Here is a 19,303-nt window from a genome sequence, read left to right as displayed (position 1 = left end):
TTTTCGTCCCTTAATAATTAATAGTATAGGTTTTAATGATGGCTGTTTGATTCTGGTCTTCATCTACACCAGGCGCCCCGCCAAGAGAGGGCTCTTTAAGGTTACTTAGCATGCTTTTAGCGCCGTGTTTTGAACCTTTAGTCTTTCTAGTCTTAGCTAATGTCGATGAGTAGCTTTGACTGACAATAATCTTTGGATCATAAGATTCAGGAACAACACTTGCCGATTCACTTGCCGGATCGATCTTAAAGCGAATTTTAAAGCTGCCAATTAATCCTTGGCCATAAGGCGCTCTTGCTTTGGCATCATCCAATGAGTCATACACCAAACAAGCAACACCCATCGACTCAGGCTGATCATATTTATCCGTATGATCAGAGGCGAAATCTTGCAAAAATTTAAATGCATGGCTAAAGGTACCATTTTGCATAATATATTGATGTGTAAACCACTGATTTCCCCAAGCAGTATAACCATTGTCATACCAACCAGATTTAGGCTCCAGCTGAGAAAAACTAACATAGTTTAAATTTTGCGAGCTAAACACATCGGTACTAAATGGATTTAAATGATCTGTCCCATCAAGATCTTTATTATATTGATTCGGCGTAATAATATATGCCGCTCCTACACCAACACGAATCAAGTTTCGCATCGTATCATTGGCATCATAACTGTAATAATCAAGTGATACCGGATCATAGATATAATCTTTTGATGTTGAAGCGTTATAGCTTGTATCTGTCACCCAGCCATCGACTGTAAACATCGCCATATTCTTACCATTACTATTCGCATAATAGGCAAAATAAGGTGACATGGCTCCACTTCCCATCGGATCATCATGATCATAATGCTCCCCTACTGGACTTTTCATATAAGGCAGTAGAAACTTTTCCCCACTGACATTTTGCTCATTATAGCTCCCTGTATAGCTTGGCATACCACCAATGCCGCATAAAAGCACACCAGATCCATTATTTAGCACATTAATCTGACCGAAGCTCACCTCTCGGTGTGGATCAGCATAAGCGCTTATCACACTTAAGCTCATGCTGATTACAATTAATAGTTCTTTTCCCATTACTAATTTCACCCCATTTTCATCTAATTTAACTTAATTTCAGCATTATCATTTCCAAATGAGTAATACGTTCCACTGCCTCATCTGATAACCTGATCAAAATAGTAACAATATTTTATATGATAATCAATGGATTTAAATATATTTTTTAATCATATGATTTAATTATTGGCCTTTTCAAGATATTTCACGCTCAAAGGATGGAGAAGATAAGGGAAATAGGTGTCTAGTAATTTCATCTACAAACGGTATACTGATTTAATAGCTGTTTAAGAAAAAATACATTGCACTATCTACCGCTATACTTGCTTGTTTTTGTGCTAATTAGCGCCTCTGTGCGCAAAATAGGACGCTTTTCCTTACCACTTTGGTTTGTTATGTCTATCTGTGCTCTGGTTGTGATTGCAAGTGGAAACATCTCGATTCAATCGGCATTTCACGCCATTGATTTTGCGACTATTTTTTACTTGATCGCTGTATTTTTTATTGGTAGCGCCTTGCAAGATAGTAAAATATTAGATCTTGCGCTATTAAAGCACCTATCCAAGCAGCCCTCTCAGCAAAAACTTTTATTTCTTGTTTGTTTTAGTAGTGGCTTGCTCTCCGCGCTCCTTTTAAACGATACTATTGCTGTTATCGGCATTGGCATTCTATTACCACTTATTCAGCGCTTTAATCTTAATGCCAAACCCTATTTATACACGCTTGCCTTTAGTAGCACCATCGGCAGCCTTTTTAGCCCCATTGGTAATCCGCAAAACCTTCTTATTGCCAACACATTAAGCACACCATTTAATAGCTTTTTCAGTTATTTATTTCTCCCAAGCCTTATCACATTGTATCTATGCCATAGGTTAGTGGGATTTGTTTATCGAAAAGCCTTAGCTGCACCGATTATAATGCCAGCAAGCGAAGTCCTCCCCCTCAATATAGAGAAAAAGGCCCTATGGCCAATTATGCTGTCAATGGCAAGTTTTCTTGTGCTAATTATCATCAAAATACTGTTTACTATCACCGCCAGCGCTTTTATTTCATTGACAACAATTGCGCTTATTGCTTGCATTCCCATTTTATTTTTTTACCCAAAGCGCATAAACGTAATAAAGCATGTAGACTGGCACAGCATCCTCTTTTTCATTGCCATGTTTATCTTTATGCACGCTGTTTGGATGACAGAGGTCACGCAGTCTTTTTTACAAACGCATCAAAATTGGCTTGTTAACCCCTTTAGTTTAATTATCATTGGTTTTCTATTAAGCCAAGTGCTCTCTAATGTGCCTGCGGTGATGCTACTTTTACCATTATTAAGCCAACATACACATGCAACAGAGCTCTTAATGGCGCTCGCTGTTGGCAGCACACTCTCTGGCAATATTAGTATGCTTGGCGCTGCAAGTAATGTTATCATTTTTCAATATGCAGAAAAGGCAAAAGTATTTGCCTTTCGGTTTTTGTCGTTTTTTACTATCGGATTCACCCTAAGCTTATGCTTTTTTGCTATTTACTACTTCAGCATATAATCTGGTTTAAATGACCTGATCAACAGTTTGAAATATTTGATACCCTATTTTTTGAATATTGCTAACTTAGTGAGCTTAAGGATAGGCTATTGGCTTAAGCTCTTCCCGTCTTTTTTGCGTCATAATGTCTATAGAGGTGTAATCTCAGTGCCTGTATCCACCTCAGTCTGTGGATCCGTATTAACTTGCATTGTATTATTACTGGAGGTAGACTCGGGTAGAGGTGATGCAAGCAATGGATCCGTTTCTGCTGAAGCTTCGGCTACACTTCCTTCTAAAGCTGGCTGACCTTGCTCTTGCACCACTTCAAATCCTCTATATTTAGCTTGTCTCGAAAGCGGCAAACGAAATCCTGTTAGCTGCTGTTCAGTTACACTTGCTTCAAAACCATGTGCAATCTTAGCGCTTTTAAACTTGTATACTCTGACCTTCATACCACTACCTTCCCCTACACGCTGGAAGGTTCTTGCATCAGAGTTGATATTTGTCTCAATAATAGCTGTTACGCCTTGTGTTTTTTGATCTTCACTCACAGCAACAGCTCTAACTCCTCCAGTAGAATTCTCGCTAACAGTGGTTCCCATAGTTGTACTTCTTTTCATTGCAGCCTCCACCTCATCATCAAAGGTTAGTCCAATCTTATAGCCATTTTTAATGCTGCTCATAATCCCTCCAACACCAATCGCAAGGGAGGCTGTGCCCATAATCTCAGCTGCTAAATCCCATTTTTTATTGTCATGCATTGCCCCAGCGGAGATATTCTGACCAATCATAGTACTTAACCCTGATGTAAAGCCAAGCACCTCACCAGCAATGAGTATTGATGAGCCTCCTGTTGGCACTGCCGCCATAATTGATATCCCAGAGAGTAGCATCCCAACACCTGCCATAACATTAGTGCCCTCTCTTGTGCCCATAGCGTGTGTGATTGTATCCAGTGCACTATGACCACTTGGATCATAGTTCATTACAGGATTGGCATTATCATAGTTATAGCGATTGATAAGATCTTTATTATCCTGTGCGATAAAACGACCTGAGGCTGGATCATAGTAACGTGCTCGCTGAAAATTAAGCCCAGATTCGCTGTCATAATATCCTGCCCCATAAATAAAAGGATTTCCGTCAAAGTGAAGCCCTTTTGTTTCTCCAGAACCCTCTGAAACATTGGCATTCGTATTATCAAGTCGCCCATAATCTTCAATATGATAGCTGCTTGCACTTACCACCCCCGATGAGACACTCAAACTTGCTGGCATGTTATATCTTAAGCCTAGCGGCTCGATGAGAATACTATCTAATGGGTTTGTCTTATTCTCCACAAAACGCAAACCAGCAAAGTAACTACTTGTTTGATCAACCGTATTATTCATCACATCACTTTCATTCAAGAGCTTCCCTCTTTGACCATAGTAAAAGTGAATCTCCTCACCACTATCAATCGCCATTTTAACTGACCTTGCCCCATTAGCATAATACGCATAGTGATAACTGCTATTTTGTAAAACATCCCTCATATCGCTCATTTGATTAATGACATTATACTGATAGGTATACTCCTTTTGATTATCCTTCATTACCAAAGTGGTATTGCCATTTGCATCATACTGATAAACATAACTTGAGATACTTTCAACTGTTTTAACACTCCCTATAGCTGATATATTCGATGCCAATGCTCTGTTTATTAATAACACGCTTAATATACATACAGCGCTATATTTTAATAGTGGTTTTTCTTTTAACACTTGAGCACTCCCCATTAACAACTGTTTAAGATTATGATCACGCATCTTAACTCCCATGATTATTTTGACTGACAGTCATAATAGTAATCAAAAAAAAACATTTGGTAAACAAATTATTTAATCATTTGTTTTAATTTTCCATTGTCCAGGCATCGTAGAGAAAAAAGCACCATACATCATAGCATTTGAAATATAGGCATTGGCTGATTGTTCATCTTTATCTATAAAACTATCGGTTAATACCGCATCATGTAAATAATTAACTGTAGCCCCCCATCCAGTACCAACAAGTGAGCGAAGATAAGGGTTTGCAAATACTTCTTGCTCTAATAGAAGATCCCAGTGAATACCAATTTGCAGTGACAATAAGAGTGATCCATAATTAATCTCTGGTTTTTGCTGATAAAGCGCACTGACTTCCTGCGCAACGACATTTGATGCCAACCCTTCTAACACCCAAGATGAAGTTCGCCTCTCTAACAAGCCAGTTGTTGCAAGGTCAGCCCCTTTTGTCTTTACGAGCCTTGAAGTCATTGCTTTTTCAAGGTCATAACTGGTGCCAACAGCCATCCATGCAATAGCTGAGCTTAGATTTACTACAAATCCCTCTGCATGATGCGAAAAACCAGCCGTATTAAGTGCTGCTTTTGTACTGCCTTCTTGCCAATAGCCCATGGCCATTAAAATACCTTCATTTTTACTCAAATTAAATATACTCGCGGCAATTTGCTTTTTTGTTAAAAATACAGCACTTTCAGCAATAGATTTACCAGCTATTATCTCTGGCGCAGCAAAAGAAGAAATAAGTCCATCAGTTGCAATCATTAAAGCAACACCCGCAAGAGCGATGCCAATTTTATCCGCTTTACTATGTGGCATAATCTTTTGAATGGCATTATGCCCACTTGGATCATAATTCATCACAGGGTTACTATTGGCATAGTTATAACGATTGACTAAATTTTGAGAATCTTGAGAAATAAAACGCGCATCTTTCGGATCATAATAGCGTGCTCTTTGAAAATTCAAACCAGACTCACTATCATAATATCCTTGACCATAGATAAATGGATTCTGATCAAAGTGAAATACATCAGCCATATTAGCGCTACTTTGAGCGTGCTGGTCTGAACAATTATCCTGGTTCTCATCACTTTGACGCCCATAGTTATCTAAATGAACGCTCTCTTTTGTGCTGACACCTGCTGATAAATCAACGCTTAGTGGATTATTCTTACGAATTGCCAGAGGTGTTTGCAACATGCTGTCATTCTCACTTGAAACCGCTTGAATAAAACGAGTGCCTGAGAAATAACTACTTTGCTGTTTTAGAATATGATCCTCAGTATAACTTTCATTTAAAAGCTTCCCCTGTTTGCCATAATAAAACCGTATCACTGTCGCTTCAGTCACATCTTCTTTTAACGCTCTTTGCCCATTGGCATAATAGCCATAGTGATATGTACCCTCAGATTGAGATTGAACGCGATCAAGCTGATTTAAATTATTATACTGGTATTCGGTTATTTGTATTTCATTTTTTGTGATGACTAGAAGGTTACCATTATCATCATAACAAAACTGATAGGCATCAATTGTCTTACCACCTGCCCATGCCACATAAATAAGAGAACAAATCAAGATCATCATCACAATGACTTTTCTGAAATTTTTCCCCATAACATACCTATACCAATTAACTTTAACTCAATCACTTCTATCGCTTATAGCTAGCCTTTATGCCACCAACATACATAAGCTAAAGCTCTATTTTGAGAGCACTTTCAGCACATTAAGCACCTTTTTCTATTCTTTCCATACTTACATCCCCAATATCAAGTAGGGTTACCAACGATGAGATCACCATCTGATATACCATCAACTGCACCAGGAATATTGAATGGCTTTGCTCTTCGTGGAATTTGTTGTGTGTGTGCTTCATATGCCTCAAGTAACTCACTTTCTACTTCCTCTTCACTTTGCACAGTCTCTCCCCTTATAGAAGATTGTAATTCATCACCACTGAGTTTCTTTTCTATTTCAAGAGGGTTAGTATTCCCGTCCTCCAAACCAAGCAACCAATATTTACCATAATCCTTTCTTCCTAAAAACTCCTCCCAATTCTTATCCAGCTTAGCCATGAACTCTTCATTAGCATCCTTAGAACTTTCCTTATTGCCAAGAACGCGCTCAAAGCGTGATGATTCGCTGTCTTCTAGCCCCTCCTTAAATTTGACTATTCTTTTTTTTCTCTTTTTTCCCAGAGTTTCAGCCACATTAGGACGAGAGATTCTCTCATCTTCCACCACTACCGCCCCTTTACTTATTTCCTTGTAGTGCATACGCAACTTTAGCGATTTTGCATAACGCAACATTGACACATCAAGCATACCGCCTATGGCACCTATCAATAAAAGATACTTGATCTCTTGATTATCCATGGTATTTTGATGAACAAGGTCATTAACAGCAAAACCACCGACACTGCTTCCAGATCCGATTATTCCTCCAAGAGTAAGTGCTACCAATGAGCTTCTAACACGAATCAATGGCACACTCATTGCCATACCAATAACTGGACTTAAAACAAGTGCTGATGTCCCGATAACATCCTGAATGGCATTATGACCGCTTGGATCATAATTCATCACAGGATTACTATTTGCATAACGATAGCGATTTAGAAGATTTTTAGCATCTTGAGAGATAAAGCTGCCCATCTTATTGGAGTAGTACCTAGACTGCAAATAAAGTAAGTGAGACTCTTGATCAAAATACCCTCCTGCAAAAATAAATGGATTACTCTGTTCAGTATCAGTTATATTACGCTCATTTGATTGCTTATTATTTTGAATCATACCATAATCAGTAATGTGTCTGGTTTGCAGAGCAACTTGCATTGGCAAAAAGCTAACCGACAAGGGGATATTATGCCTGACAAAAAGCACTAATTGTAATATTGAATTTTGCTCTATCTCATTATGTACATAGCGATTCAGAAAGATATAGCTTACATCTTCTTTACTTTGCTGCTGTGCATATTGCTTTTCATTCAGTAATACACCTCCATTCATTTTATAAAAAAATATGTGCTTATGATCGGCATTAACATTTTTTTTAAGAAAGCGTAGCCCATTACTATAATAGCCATACTGATAGGTTTCGTTATCTCCTCCTCTGAAATATAACAGCTGATTAAGCGCGTTATATTCATATACAAGCAGCACCTTGTCTGCCTCCACCACTTGAGTAAGGTTGCCAGCCATATCATATCGGTAATACTGCGTATTGGCGGCACCCAGAGAAATGCTGCACAAAAGCCCCATCACCATCATGAATAATATTATTAGCTGATTGTTTCTTTGTATCATCGGCCTTACACCTAACTGTATGTAAACTTGCTTCATCTCTACTCAAATAGCTCATCGAATTGGAACTCACCCTCTTGATGAGGTATCTGATCTGGAGCGCTATTTTCCACACGAGTTACAACTTGGTTATCTAATCGCTTAGCATTTTCCAAACATTGTCGACGTTGTGCCGGAAGAGCATTGATCTCCTCTTGTGTTAGCTTGTTCACCTCGGTTGTTTTTACGGTAAGGGATTCCTTGAGAGATTCATCTATTACCCCCCTTGGAGGCGTCGTACCATGATTCAGAGGAAAATGTGCTGGTGGATGATTGATAACATTCTCAGCTTTGACCACTTCAGGAGCGGCTTCAGCATCTAACAAACTCTTAGACACAGGAACATGAGCTTCTCCATCCATTGTAAAAACCCCCTCACTTTCAACTACAGGATTTTGTTCAAGAGCCGCTGTGGTTTTATTACTTGGACTAGATGCGATCAGTGGATTTTTATCTCCAATTGCTGTTGGAAATTCGTCGATAGCATTGCCTTTTAGCTTATTCTTTGAAAATATGAAGTTTTCTATCTCTAGCGCCTTAGCGTACTGCAAATTCGCTGCTTGAGCACCACCTAAAATCATCCCTACCCAAGTAAAGCCTACTATTCTTGTTGCATTGGCTGACTCATGATTAAAATACTCTTGAGAGGCTTCCGCGGCACCTCCAGAGACTCCACCTATGATAACGCCAGCTGCCACAGCAGTAAACGGATTGGCGATTGAAATGGTTGACATAATCCCAAACTCCCCTATAGCAGCAATACCAAGAGGGACAGCTAAAGATAAAGCATTATGCCCACTTGGATCATAGTTCATGACAGGGTTGCTGTCGGCATAATTATAACGATTGACTAAATCTTTAGAATCTTGTGCCATAAAGCTTTGTGTCGCTGGATTATAATAACGCGCTCTTTGAAAGTTTAAACCAGATTCACTGTCATAATAGCCCGTGCCGTAGATAAATGGATTTCGATCAAAATTGAAATCATCTTCCTCGTAAGCACCCATCCTTGGGTGCTTGTCCCCACTTGGGAGTGACTGGTTAACTTGACTATTTTCATCACTTTGAAAACCATAATCATCTAAATGAACACTTTCTTTTGTGCTGACACCCGCTGATAAATCAACGCTCAGTGGGTTATTTTTGCGAATTGCCAGCGGTGTTTGCAGTGTGCTATCATTTTGATTGCTTATATTGCGGATAAAACGATTGCCAGCAAAATAGCTGCTCCTTTTTGTTTCTACTCCTGTAAGACTCAACACTTCATTTAATAGCTTACCTTTTTGACCATAGTAAAAATAGATGCTATCTCCATTAGATAATACCTTTTTAAAATGACGCTGCCCCTTTGAATCGTATGAGTATATAAAGACATTCAGATCTTTCTGATTCACCACCGAGACCAGTTGATTCAAGGCATTATAGTAATAGCTTTGATAAGTAGTTTTGTTTTTTATGATTTGAGTTATATTCCCCTCAACATCATAATCAAACTGATAATGTGTACTTCCGATAGAAACCGTACTGCACAAAAGCTCACTGAGTACAACTAAATAAAATTTTTTTATATACCGACATTTTATTGTAAGCATCATAACCTCCAGACTATAACCAATACTTTTAGTGAAATATCACTTTGAATAACTGCTACTCAGGTGTACGTAAAGGAAACCTATTCACCTCATCATCCAAGGTCACCCGACCTGGGTGTGCCTCAGTACCATCAAGTGCAACAAGCTCATCTAACTCATAAAACTCGCCTACTTTTTTAAGCGCATCATAGTTTAGCTTTGGAATGGCGCTTCTCACCTCTGCATCTATTGAGGCAGATAGAAAATAAAGTCTAAGTTTTAACAGCCGTGTTTTCCATTTCAAAATGCTTCGACCTTTGGCTGTGTTTGTTGCATAACCGATGCGAAACCATTTTCTCCCACCATCAGATTCAATTCGAGCTGACTGTGTAATGATGCCATCTTCTATTTCACGTGTAAATTCAACGCTAGACTCATTAGGCTCACTATAGGCAGGTGGAGCCACAACATTCGAAGATCCAGACTCGATATAAGGTGGTGGAGATTCAACCCCTTCAGCTCCTCTTCCAACCTCTTGATAAGCAGGCAAAGTGTTCTCACTAACAAGCACTTCTGATTCAGCATCTTGCACAGCATGATACACACCTGACTCCTCCGCGATCAATGGATCAGTAAAGCCATTCTTATAACGATAATGTAAGGCATACATACTGGCAAGCGATAGAGCCATTATCCCAGCGGTAGCAAAAGCTTGCGTCGTATCCATCGTTTTATCTTTTTCAATATGCACCAAAGAAATAGCGCCACCCGCTAACATCCCCCCCATTAGCACATAAGAAAATGCTTGATAGTATGCAACAGAAAGAAAAGGAGTAGTCAGTATACCGACAGCAGTTAGACCCATTTGCAAATCATTTGTTCCTATCGTATAAGCAGCAATTGTTCTGACTGCACTGTGTCCACTTGGATCATAATTCATCACAGGATTGGCATTTGCATAACTATAACGATTGACTAAATTTCGATTATCTTGGGAGATAAAACGCGCATCGCTTGGATCATAATAGCGTGCTTTTTGAAAGTTTAAACCAGACTCACTGTCATAATATCCCGCACCATAGATAAACGGATTATTATTAAAACTTGATTTTATTAATACTTCTTTATTATTTAACTGAGATTGAGCGCCATTTTGATCACTTTGTAAACCATAGCTATCCAGCTGAACACTCACTTTATCACTCAACCCTTGTGACAGCTCAATGCTAATAGGGTTATTTTCTCTAACCGCTAGTGCTACTTGCAAAGCGCTATTATTGATATTGTTAACATTGGTAATAAAACGATTACCCATAAAATAAGTTGCCTTTTTTATTTCACTCCCATTTGATATTAATGACTCATTAATAAGCTTGCCTCTCTGCCCATAGTAAAAGTTAATTTCGCTTCTCTCTAAAAGGTTCTCTTTATTAGATCTCTGTCCATTTGGATAATAGTGATAAGCATAAGCTGCAGGCAAGGCACTATTCTGTGAGACTAGAGATAGTTGATTCAGTGCATTATATTGATAACTCTCAATACACTCACCATCTTGATAGAGCTCCTCTAAATTACCATTTTGATCATATCGATATAGTGTTACACTTTCTCGAGCTATCACTGGCAGAACCTCTATTAAAAAGCAAACTATAATCAATGTTATTTTCATCACTCTTTCACCATAATACGCTAATGACAGACTTCCTATTCTTTGTAGACTTTATAAAATAAATTACTCTCTTGACGTTTATAAATTCAAAACACCACTGAATGTATTCTATACACTCAATTCATACTCAACCTCGACGGTGTATGATTGACCATATTTCACCCCTTTTAATTTTTCTGTAGATGGTCCTCTGACGTCAAATTTCGTCCAAGTTGAATAGACATGTTGTATATTTTCAATAGATGTCTCTGGGTGCTGTTTGGCTAAAGCTCGTTGAATCTTGCTATTTGTAAATATTCTCTCACCATCATCTGCTAACTTATCTGCTACAGAGAGACGCTTCGTTTCAATAAACATGCTAAAACCCTTTTCAGTTTGTCGAATGTTATAAATTTCAAAAGAAGGTCCAAATAAGCTCGTAGCTTTATATTTAAATCTCCCGTAACCTGTCTCAAGCCAAACCCAAGTTGATCCAAAGGGAGTTTTGCTATACATCTTCAATTTTTCACTTGCCTTAGAGAACAAACCAACGCCGTCTACCTGACCCACCCTTTTTGCCACTTCATTTGCAATGCCTGTAGCACCTGTAACAACAGAAAAAGGTAAATCAATTAGCCCAATGATATCAGCAGCATCATGTAATCTTTGAGAGGTTTGATGATCAAAGAACTTATAGTCTGCTGCAGCTTGTGCAAACACCGCACTTCCACCAGCAGTAAATGAGATAATCTCAGCGCTTACCACCATAAAAGAAAGCGGGCTCGGAGGTAGTAACAGTAAAGAGCCCGCAGAAAGCAGACTGGTTAACATCGCAGCACTATTTAAGCCATAGACTGCCCCTTTCCCACCTAATACAGAAATACCTTTGTGAAAAGCATCACTTATCGCATTATGCCCACTTGGATCATAGTTCATGACAGGATTACTGTCGGCATAATTATAACGATTTACCAAGTCTTTAGAGTCTTGCGCCATAAAGCTTTGTGTTGCGGGATTATAATAACGCGCTCTTTGAAAGTTTAAACCAGATTCACTGTCATAATATCCCGTGCCATAGATAAATGGATTCCGATTAAAATTGAAATCATCTTCCTCGTAAGCACCCATCCTTGGGTGCTTGTCCCCACTTGGGAGTGACTGGTTAACTTGGCTATTTTCATCACTTTGAAGACCATAATCATCCAAATGAATACTTTTTTTTGTGCTAACACCTGCTGATAAATCAACGCTCAGTGGGTTATTTTTGCGAATTGCCAGCGGTGTTTGCAGTGTGCTATCATTTTGATTGCTTATATTGCGAATAAAACGATTGCCAGCAAAGTAGCTACTCCTTTTTGTTTCTTCTCCTGTAAAACTCAATGCTTCATTTAATAGCTTACCTTTTTGACCATAGTAAAAATGAATAATATTACCAGTAGAAACATCTTCTTTTTGTGATCTTTGTCCATTTGAGTAATAATGATACAGGTAGGTTTTACTCTTTTTTTCATCGCTAAAGTACTCAAGCTGGTTCAAATCATTATACTGATATCCCTTAAGCAAAGTGCCATCTTGAGCTTCAGCTACTAAATTACCATTTTGATCATAGCTAAAGCTATACACAGTAATCATCTGCGCACTTTGTACATTTAAAAGCGATGTTGCATAGCTTTGCTGTTGTAAACTAACTACTAGCATAAGTGTTATCGTAATCACTTTTTTCACCCTCACTTTGAGGCTATACCAAAGCTGAAAAATCATGCTTTGTTTGTTTTTTATTGCCTTAAAACTGCTTATTTTCTGGCTCTTTTTTTCCATTTTACTTATCCCCCATTTATATCTGTATTACTCACCCCACATCAGTAACACAGTAGTTATTGACTCAACCTTAGTGTTACAGTACCAAACTCACTCTATGTAACGCTAAGGTCAAGTTAATCAGCTGGTAGTGACCGTATCTGTTTTTGTTAACAGCTGATCAATTTCGTTGTAGGTATAATCACTGACAGTTGTCGTTACAGAGCCATCCTCATTGGTATCTGCCTCTGTGCGTTTTAAAATATCGCCATTGATGTTGTACACATAATCGATGATTTGCTTTTTAAGCCCCATCGTTCCTGTAAAGATAGTAACACTTTGCACCAAACGATTTAGCGGATCATAAACATAATCCGTTGTTTTATTTAGATTATTATCTCCACTTGTCGAGCTATAAGCTTCCTCAGTGATTCGCCCTTGGTCATCATAAGCTGTCTGAACCTTCAAATCAGCGACATTGACACCATCTTGTTTCACCACATAGCTAATGGATTTTTTCATTCCAATTTCAATGGGATAAACCGCATCACTTGGCGAGTAATATTCTACATTGGCAATCTTTGTTTGCGTATGCCCACCTGTACTCATTTCAATCGTCACCTGATAGCGCTTGCCCTTTAGCCAATAACCAACGCTATCATCATAGCCATATTTAAGCGGTGTCATCGTGCCATTTAACACATCCGAGCTCACTGTAACATGATCGATTTCACTATCTGGCTTATAGAAAATACTATATAACATGCCGTTATAATCTGTGTATGATTTCAAACGGTTATAGTCATCATATGTGAAATTTTGTGCTGCACTATCGTTGCTGCCATCAATATTATTATCAACACTTTGAGCACTTTGAAGACCCACTGCGTTATAGCTGTATCCCAAAACACTATCATCAAGCGCGCTGGTTTTAAGCCTCGCGTAATTATCATAGCTGTAATTAATCGTTTTATTATCTGGCGTTGTGCCACTTGCGCTCGAGATCACACCATTTGTAACACTTTGCACCAAATGTCCATTATCATCATAAAGCTTAGTGGTCGCATTGGTATTAAAATCGGTACTTTTCACCATTCTATCGGCACCGTCATATTGACTGGATGTACTGTAAGTTTTTCCATTCAGCGAGTAACTCATGGATATCGCTCGCCCAAAGACATCATAGGCAATGCGATAGTTTTTATATGCGCCTGAGTTTGCCACCGTTGAGCTTAAGGTTTTTTGAATTTCTTTATCAATATTCCAATTATCATATTCATGGGTTAGATAATTCGTCTGAAAAAGCGCCTCGTTATCATCGTAGCTTTTGAGCGTTTCTTTTTCGATGCGATCATAGACATCATAATCATAGCTTTTATCAGCGACCAGATGATTACTAACACCAAAATAACTTTCATTGCCAAGCAGTCGATTGCTTGGTGTATAGTTCGTTACTTCAGAGCTGATAAGTTTGCCATCAATACGGTTTTCATTGTAAGCGCTAATTGCTTTGCCATCTTGATCTTGAGAGATGATATAACTTAAAGTCGAGGATTTTGTTACATCATCTGAGCTTTGTATTTTTTGGTAGCAACCATAAGTTGTATCGCACACCGTATCATAACTCGTTGAATTGCTACTTGTTAAATCATAGCCATCAGCAATCGATAACACAGGCGTTGAAACAAGCGCTATAGAGATAAGCTTTGAGATTGTTTTATATTTCATCATATTCCCCACTTTATGCATCTTGAACTTGATAAACTTGCTTGAGTACTGGGCGAAGCTGGGCATCATATTGATAAGTACTATAGTTCCCAAAGGCATCTGTTTGTTTTGCCAGTAGCGCTTTGCCTTCTTTGTAGTCGTAATAGTTGGTTTGCGTCACAATATAGGTTGGATCCGCGCCATTACTACCTGCTGAAGTTTCAGCATATTGTCTAATTACATTACCGAGCCCATCATATTGCTTCCGTGATTGTAAAATTGGACTTGTGTTATCACCGTTCACACTTGAAGTTGGTGACAGATAAGAGGCCATAATCATATTTTTAAAATCATAGCTATGTGTCACCACTTTCCCTTCTTTATCTTTCTGAGTTAAAGGTAGACCATAGACATTATAACTTGTGACTTTCGATAAGCTTTGTGTCCCGAGCTTGTCCATGCCCGTTACTGCTGCAAAGGTTGAAACCACATTTGTTTCATAACCCCCTGTGGTTTTTGTCACACTCACCCCTTGGGATTCCTGTGATGCTCCTGCAACCTCTGCAGCAGTAGTAGCCCCCGTTGGATCAATATACGAGCGATACTCTGAAGTCACCATCTCTGGGAAATAACCTGATTTATCATTGCGTGTATAGCCATAGCTTTTTGTTACGCTTTTGCCACTACTATCACTGACTGTTTTCTTGCACACCAAAGCAGCATTGAAATAATTATCACCAGATAGACAAGGTGCGGTATCACTACCATATACATAGTTAACCTCTGGCATAACAGCAGACTCACCTGTTGCCAAGTTCTTAAGCGTTGTCTGCTCTTTTTCAACATGTCTGCCATCTTCAGTAAGAATATTCGTTTGTATCGTCTCACGCGCTTTTGTGCAATCGGTATGATTCACCCCCACCCCACAGTCAAGCGAATCGGTTAAAATAGTTTCTTGATACCGTGAATCATAGCCATAGGTTACCTTGCTCACAGGATCAATGCCATTTGGATAGCTTGGCATCATAATAACTTGACTGGCACCAAGATTTTGCGCTTTTACATTTTTTGATCTCTTTATAAAGTGCTTTTGCTCAACACCTTGTGTCGACTCTGTCGTCTGAGTATAAAGTGTTGCCGGATATGCTAATTGCACCAAAGGTGAGCCATAATCATTGTAACTGACTTCCTGTTTTGCAATCGAAACAGGTAGCTCATCATTATTATAGCCAATACTAATAGTGCGAATAGGTTGATTATAGTTCGCTGCAAGCTTGGCATTGTCATACGGATCACTATCATCAATGCCTGAGTATTGATAGTAAGTATCTGAAATCTTGCGATATTTTGTGCCATCAACATTTTCAGCGGTTTGCGTTAATAGCTCAAGCCCCATTTGATTATAGTTATGGGTAATTTTCAAATCACAGTTAATTCCAATACACTGACTCACTATCGTTGTCGCATGGTTATAGTCATAACTACTGGCATTATCAAGCGCAACATCCGAACCAAACTGGTATGAAGGCTTGCTCATCACCGTATAGCCATAAGACTCTTGATCATGACCAACAACTGAACCATCACCACCATAGATCGTTTTATCTACCGCTGTGATCTTATAGGCATTGTTATCATCTGTCGCCTTATAGTAGCTAAACTCATTATCTACATAATGACGTGAAATATTAAAGCCACCTTTGTCATATAGCACCTGCTCAATGTTTTTGATCAGACCATTGGTATCATAAACAAAATAAAACCCGATATCGTAGCTGTCATCTAAACGCGAGGATATCCCTAAAAGTGAACCATTTATCACATCAAACTTAAACACCTCACCCTCTGCTGATGCATTTTTAGGATAATCAATTTCACTTAAATAGTTCCCAACATTCTTAAAGTTTAATACCGTACCATCAGCATCGGTAATTTTACTGAGCAAATTATCCATTGCACCGCGATCACTATAGACATAATCAATTTGAATAATATGCTTTGAATTATCCTCAGTATCATTTTGAAAGTAACGATCAGTCATAATGGTGCAAAGCCCCTGATCATTAAAATAATAGGTTGCACCATTAGCGTAACTTAATACATATGAGTAATTAAAGTTGGCTGTTGTACCATCTTCACGGTGAATAGTAATCATACCGAGAGTAGTGGCAAAGTGATACAGTTTCGATGTTTGATATTTCAAGCCACTTTGATAGTTAGAAGTGCAGTTATCGCCCTCACTATCACAGCTAACCTCACTTTGATAATCCGTGCTAATGTAATAATCTGCTCCTCCCCAAAAAAGCAGTAAATAGTTTTTATTGTTGTTCACTACAGAGTGAATATACGGTAAACCCTTAATAAAAAGTCCATAAGGCAAGCCAAACGCACTTGAGCCTTCATTCGTTGCTTTTTGTGATTGGTAAAGCCCAGAGCTAAAGCTTAGCGTTAAATCCATCATTGCTGAAAAACTAGGTGTTTTAACAGATGCGGTTATCGCTCCACTTGGTAAAGCAACTGAAATCTCTCCAAAAGCAAACTTTTTGGCTGCTTCTGTATTATTTGAAGCCGCCGCTGTGCTATCAGCGCTATCACCCAACATAGAAACAGAAAGTTTTTGCTGTTGAGAATCGATAGATCCATTTGATTTTGTAACGGACTTTTCAGCTGTTTTATTTGCAGCCTCTTTAACACTTGCTTCGCTTTTAGCAATCACCTTTTGAAAAGCGCTAGAATCCCCCCCAGCGTCTATTCCACCTGCCTGTAATGCACCATACATAAAAAGCGCTGAGCAAAGTGTGATAATCGGTTTTCTTGTAAAATTTCCCATATTAAGTACACCCATTATTTTCTTATATCAAACACATTAACTTTAACTTTTTAAAAGTGCTCCACACACTTAAGTCACCCTCATCATATCGCGCCACAGAAATAAATCAATTGTTTTAAATAAAAGATTTTATTTTGAGGAGAATCTCACATTTACAATCTCATTATCAAAAATGGAAAAAGTAACCAAACGTTACTATTTAAACGAATTTATAGACATTTTTGATGGAAAACATAGAATTAATTACAATTGGAATAGCACCCTTTATTATTGTGCTAAGCAATATAAATGATTAAATCATATGATTTTTTGACTACAGACTGACACCATACACTAGATCAGCACACTATAAGATGATACATCCGAAACAGCCTTTTTGATTCGCTTCGCTTTGAACTATCGGTCCACTTGAGCGTGACGAAAATATTTGCCCGTCCTTTAGCTCTTGCCGTCCACTGAAATAAACTTCCCTTATTTGCGGAGAATTTAAATGGGGCAAACTCGCTTCCTGAAATGGCAGCGCTGATATGTCTGTTACTCTCTCTTCTCCCACTGGCTCTGTCACATTGCCAATAGAAGCTGAACCTCTTCCCAGCCCTCTAAACTCCGAAGTGCCTACATCTAAAATACTCCTTTCACTTCTCTCCTCACCCTCATTGGTAAACAATGTAATTTTTGAACTCATTGCACTTTTCCCCGCTAGCGCAAAAACTGATAGCAATACAGAGCTGGTTGCAATAATGCCTGAGCCAAAGGCAATCTCTTTAGATTCACTTTTTTTCTCACTCGATTCATTATTAAACTGAATATACTTCCCCATCCCGACAATACCTGATTGTAGACCAATTGCACTGTTAATTCCAAGTGAGATAAAATTCACGCCCACTTTATCTTCTATTAGAAATATTCCCCCAGCCCCTAACGCAATTGACCCCGTAAGCCCAATTAAATTAAGTGTCAAAATGCCAGTATCACTATGAATGGCTTTTTTAATCACACTCACTGCATTATGTCCACTTGGGTCATAATTCATCACCGGATTGGCATTAGCATAATGATAGCGATTAATTAAATTCTTTGAATCTTGTGATATAAATCGTTGTATGTTTGCATCATAGTAGCGTGCTTGTTGGAAATTTAAGCCCGACTCCCTATCATAATAGCCGCCACCATAAATAAAAGGCTTATAAATAAACTCCATTAAAGAGATCTTATCATCTCTATTAATTGAATCAGTCCATAAATGCTTTCTCCTGGTAGGCAATATTTGATCAAACAACTTTTTTCATTACTTTGCATACCATAGTCATCTAAAAATCTGCCTATCTCATCACTAAGACCCTTTGATGTTATCACGGTTGCCGCGCTATTTTTTCTAATAAGCAAAGGAAACTCTACAATACTCTCTATTGGGAAGCTATCCTCTTGAATTGTGCGCTCTTTGAAAAAATACTCACTCCAGTAACTCTGACTCGGTACAGCAAAAAACCGTTCATTCAGCAACTGACCTTTTTGATCATAATAAAAATAGACGCTATCCGTGCCGGCAGGTTTGCTTTTTTGTGCTCTTTGACCATTGCCAGTATACACATACTGGTATTGGTGCCCATTTATTAAATCGCTGTAACGGCTCAGCTTATTCAGTGCATTATAGCTGAACCTTAGAACAACGTTTCCAGAATATACAGCACCTAATAAGTTTCCATTTGAGTCATATAAATAATTCTCTATTCTTTGTGATGCATCGGTTAAAGAAATCATTGTAGCTACTAGACACAAGCAGCCATAAATAACATATATCCATTTTTGCCAAGATTCGGTATCCCATTTGAACACGCATCGCAATAACTGATCTGTAGTATCCATAGTAAATTTACCCCTAGCATTAAAATCTCATGTAATAAATACCACTCCAGCCTAGCCACAAAGTTAATCAAATATTTAAATCAAAAAAATCATATACCACTCGCGAATCATTTTGCGGTGTTTAA

General features: G+C 38.4%; 12 protein-coding genes. 1 reads left to right on the top strand and 11 read right to left on the bottom strand.

Going from position 1 to position 19,303, the window contains the following annotated elements:
- Positions 1–10: 10 nt before the first annotated feature.
- Positions 11–1,084, bottom strand: a complete 1,074-nt coding sequence (locus tag A37Q_RS0108800) for a hypothetical protein (protein WP_018299910.1) — start codon at positions 1,082–1,084, stop codon at positions 11–13.
- Positions 1,085–1,368: 284 nt separating this feature from the next.
- Between A37Q_RS0108800 and A37Q_RS0108795 the strand changes: the two genes are divergently transcribed.
- Entirely contained in the window at positions 1,369–2,604 is a 1,236-nt protein-coding gene (locus tag A37Q_RS0108795; RefSeq protein ID WP_018299909.1) for an SLC13 family permease, read from the top strand.
- Positions 2,605–2,732: 128 nt separating this feature from the next.
- Here A37Q_RS0108795 and A37Q_RS0108790 read toward each other — a convergent pair whose 3' ends face one another.
- The 10 genes from A37Q_RS0108790 to A37Q_RS0108745 all read right to left on the bottom strand — a co-directional run bounded on the left by A37Q_RS0108790 (position 2,733) and on the right by A37Q_RS0108745 (position 19,178).
- On the bottom strand, positions 2,733–4,397 hold the full coding sequence (locus tag A37Q_RS0108790) for an RHS repeat-associated core domain-containing protein (protein ID WP_018299908.1): 1,665 nt from the start codon (positions 4,395–4,397) through the stop codon (positions 2,733–2,735).
- 72 nt (positions 4,398–4,469) lie between these two features.
- Positions 4,470–6,032 (bottom strand): RHS repeat domain-containing protein, encoded by a 1,563-nt coding sequence (locus tag A37Q_RS0108785; RefSeq protein WP_018299907.1) that lies wholly within the window; start codon positions 6,030–6,032, stop codon positions 4,470–4,472.
- Between the two features lie 155 nt (positions 6,033–6,187).
- Positions 6,188–7,723 (bottom strand): RHS repeat domain-containing protein, encoded by a 1,536-nt coding sequence (locus A37Q_RS0108780; RefSeq protein ID WP_169710273.1) that lies wholly within the window; start codon positions 7,721–7,723, stop codon positions 6,188–6,190.
- Positions 7,724–7,761: 38 nt separating this feature from the next.
- Positions 7,762–9,351: an RHS repeat domain-containing protein gene (locus A37Q_RS0108775; RefSeq protein ID WP_018299905.1), complete on the bottom strand. Its 1,590-nt coding sequence runs from the start codon at positions 9,349–9,351 to the stop codon at positions 7,762–7,764.
- Positions 9,352–9,406: 55 nt separating this feature from the next.
- A complete protein-coding gene (locus A37Q_RS0108770; protein ID WP_018299904.1) occupies positions 9,407–10,999 on the bottom strand; it encodes an RHS repeat domain-containing protein in 1,593 nt (530 codons plus the stop codon).
- Between the two features lie 108 nt (positions 11,000–11,107).
- Positions 11,108–12,796, bottom strand: coding sequence for an RHS repeat domain-containing protein (locus A37Q_RS0108765; RefSeq protein ID WP_018299903.1), 1,689 nt, complete (start codon positions 12,794–12,796; stop codon positions 11,108–11,110).
- A gap of 120 nt (positions 12,797–12,916) precedes the next feature.
- Positions 12,917–14,503, bottom strand: a complete 1,587-nt coding sequence (locus A37Q_RS0108760) for an RHS repeat domain-containing protein (RefSeq protein ID WP_018299902.1) — start codon at positions 14,501–14,503, stop codon at positions 12,917–12,919.
- A gap of 13 nt (positions 14,504–14,516) precedes the next feature.
- The gene (locus tag A37Q_RS0108755; RefSeq protein ID WP_026196607.1) at positions 14,517–17,312 is read right to left on the bottom strand and encodes a hypothetical protein; all 2,796 of its coding nucleotides are present in this window, start codon (positions 17,310–17,312) and stop codon (positions 14,517–14,519) included.
- Positions 17,313–17,658: 346 nt separating this feature from the next.
- Positions 17,659–18,513 carry an RHS repeat-associated core domain-containing protein gene (locus A37Q_RS0108750; protein WP_018299900.1) on the bottom strand — a complete coding sequence of 285 codons (855 nt, stop codon included), beginning with the start codon at positions 18,511–18,513 and terminating at the stop codon, positions 17,659–17,661.
- On the bottom strand, positions 18,513–19,178 hold the full coding sequence (locus tag A37Q_RS0108745; RefSeq protein ID WP_018299899.1) for a hypothetical protein: 666 nt from the start codon (positions 19,176–19,178) through the stop codon (positions 18,513–18,515). The genes A37Q_RS0108750 and A37Q_RS0108745 overlap by 1 nt, the downstream gene beginning before the upstream one ends.
- Positions 19,179–19,303: the final 125 nt, after the last annotated feature.

The organism is Fangia hongkongensis FSC776 = DSM 21703, from assembly GCF_000379445.1.
Taxonomy (GTDB): Bacteria; Pseudomonadota; Gammaproteobacteria; order Francisellales; family Francisellaceae; genus Fangia; species Fangia hongkongensis.
Note: the sequence above shows the minus strand (reverse complement) of the source record. Positions and strands in the feature narration are given on the sequence as shown.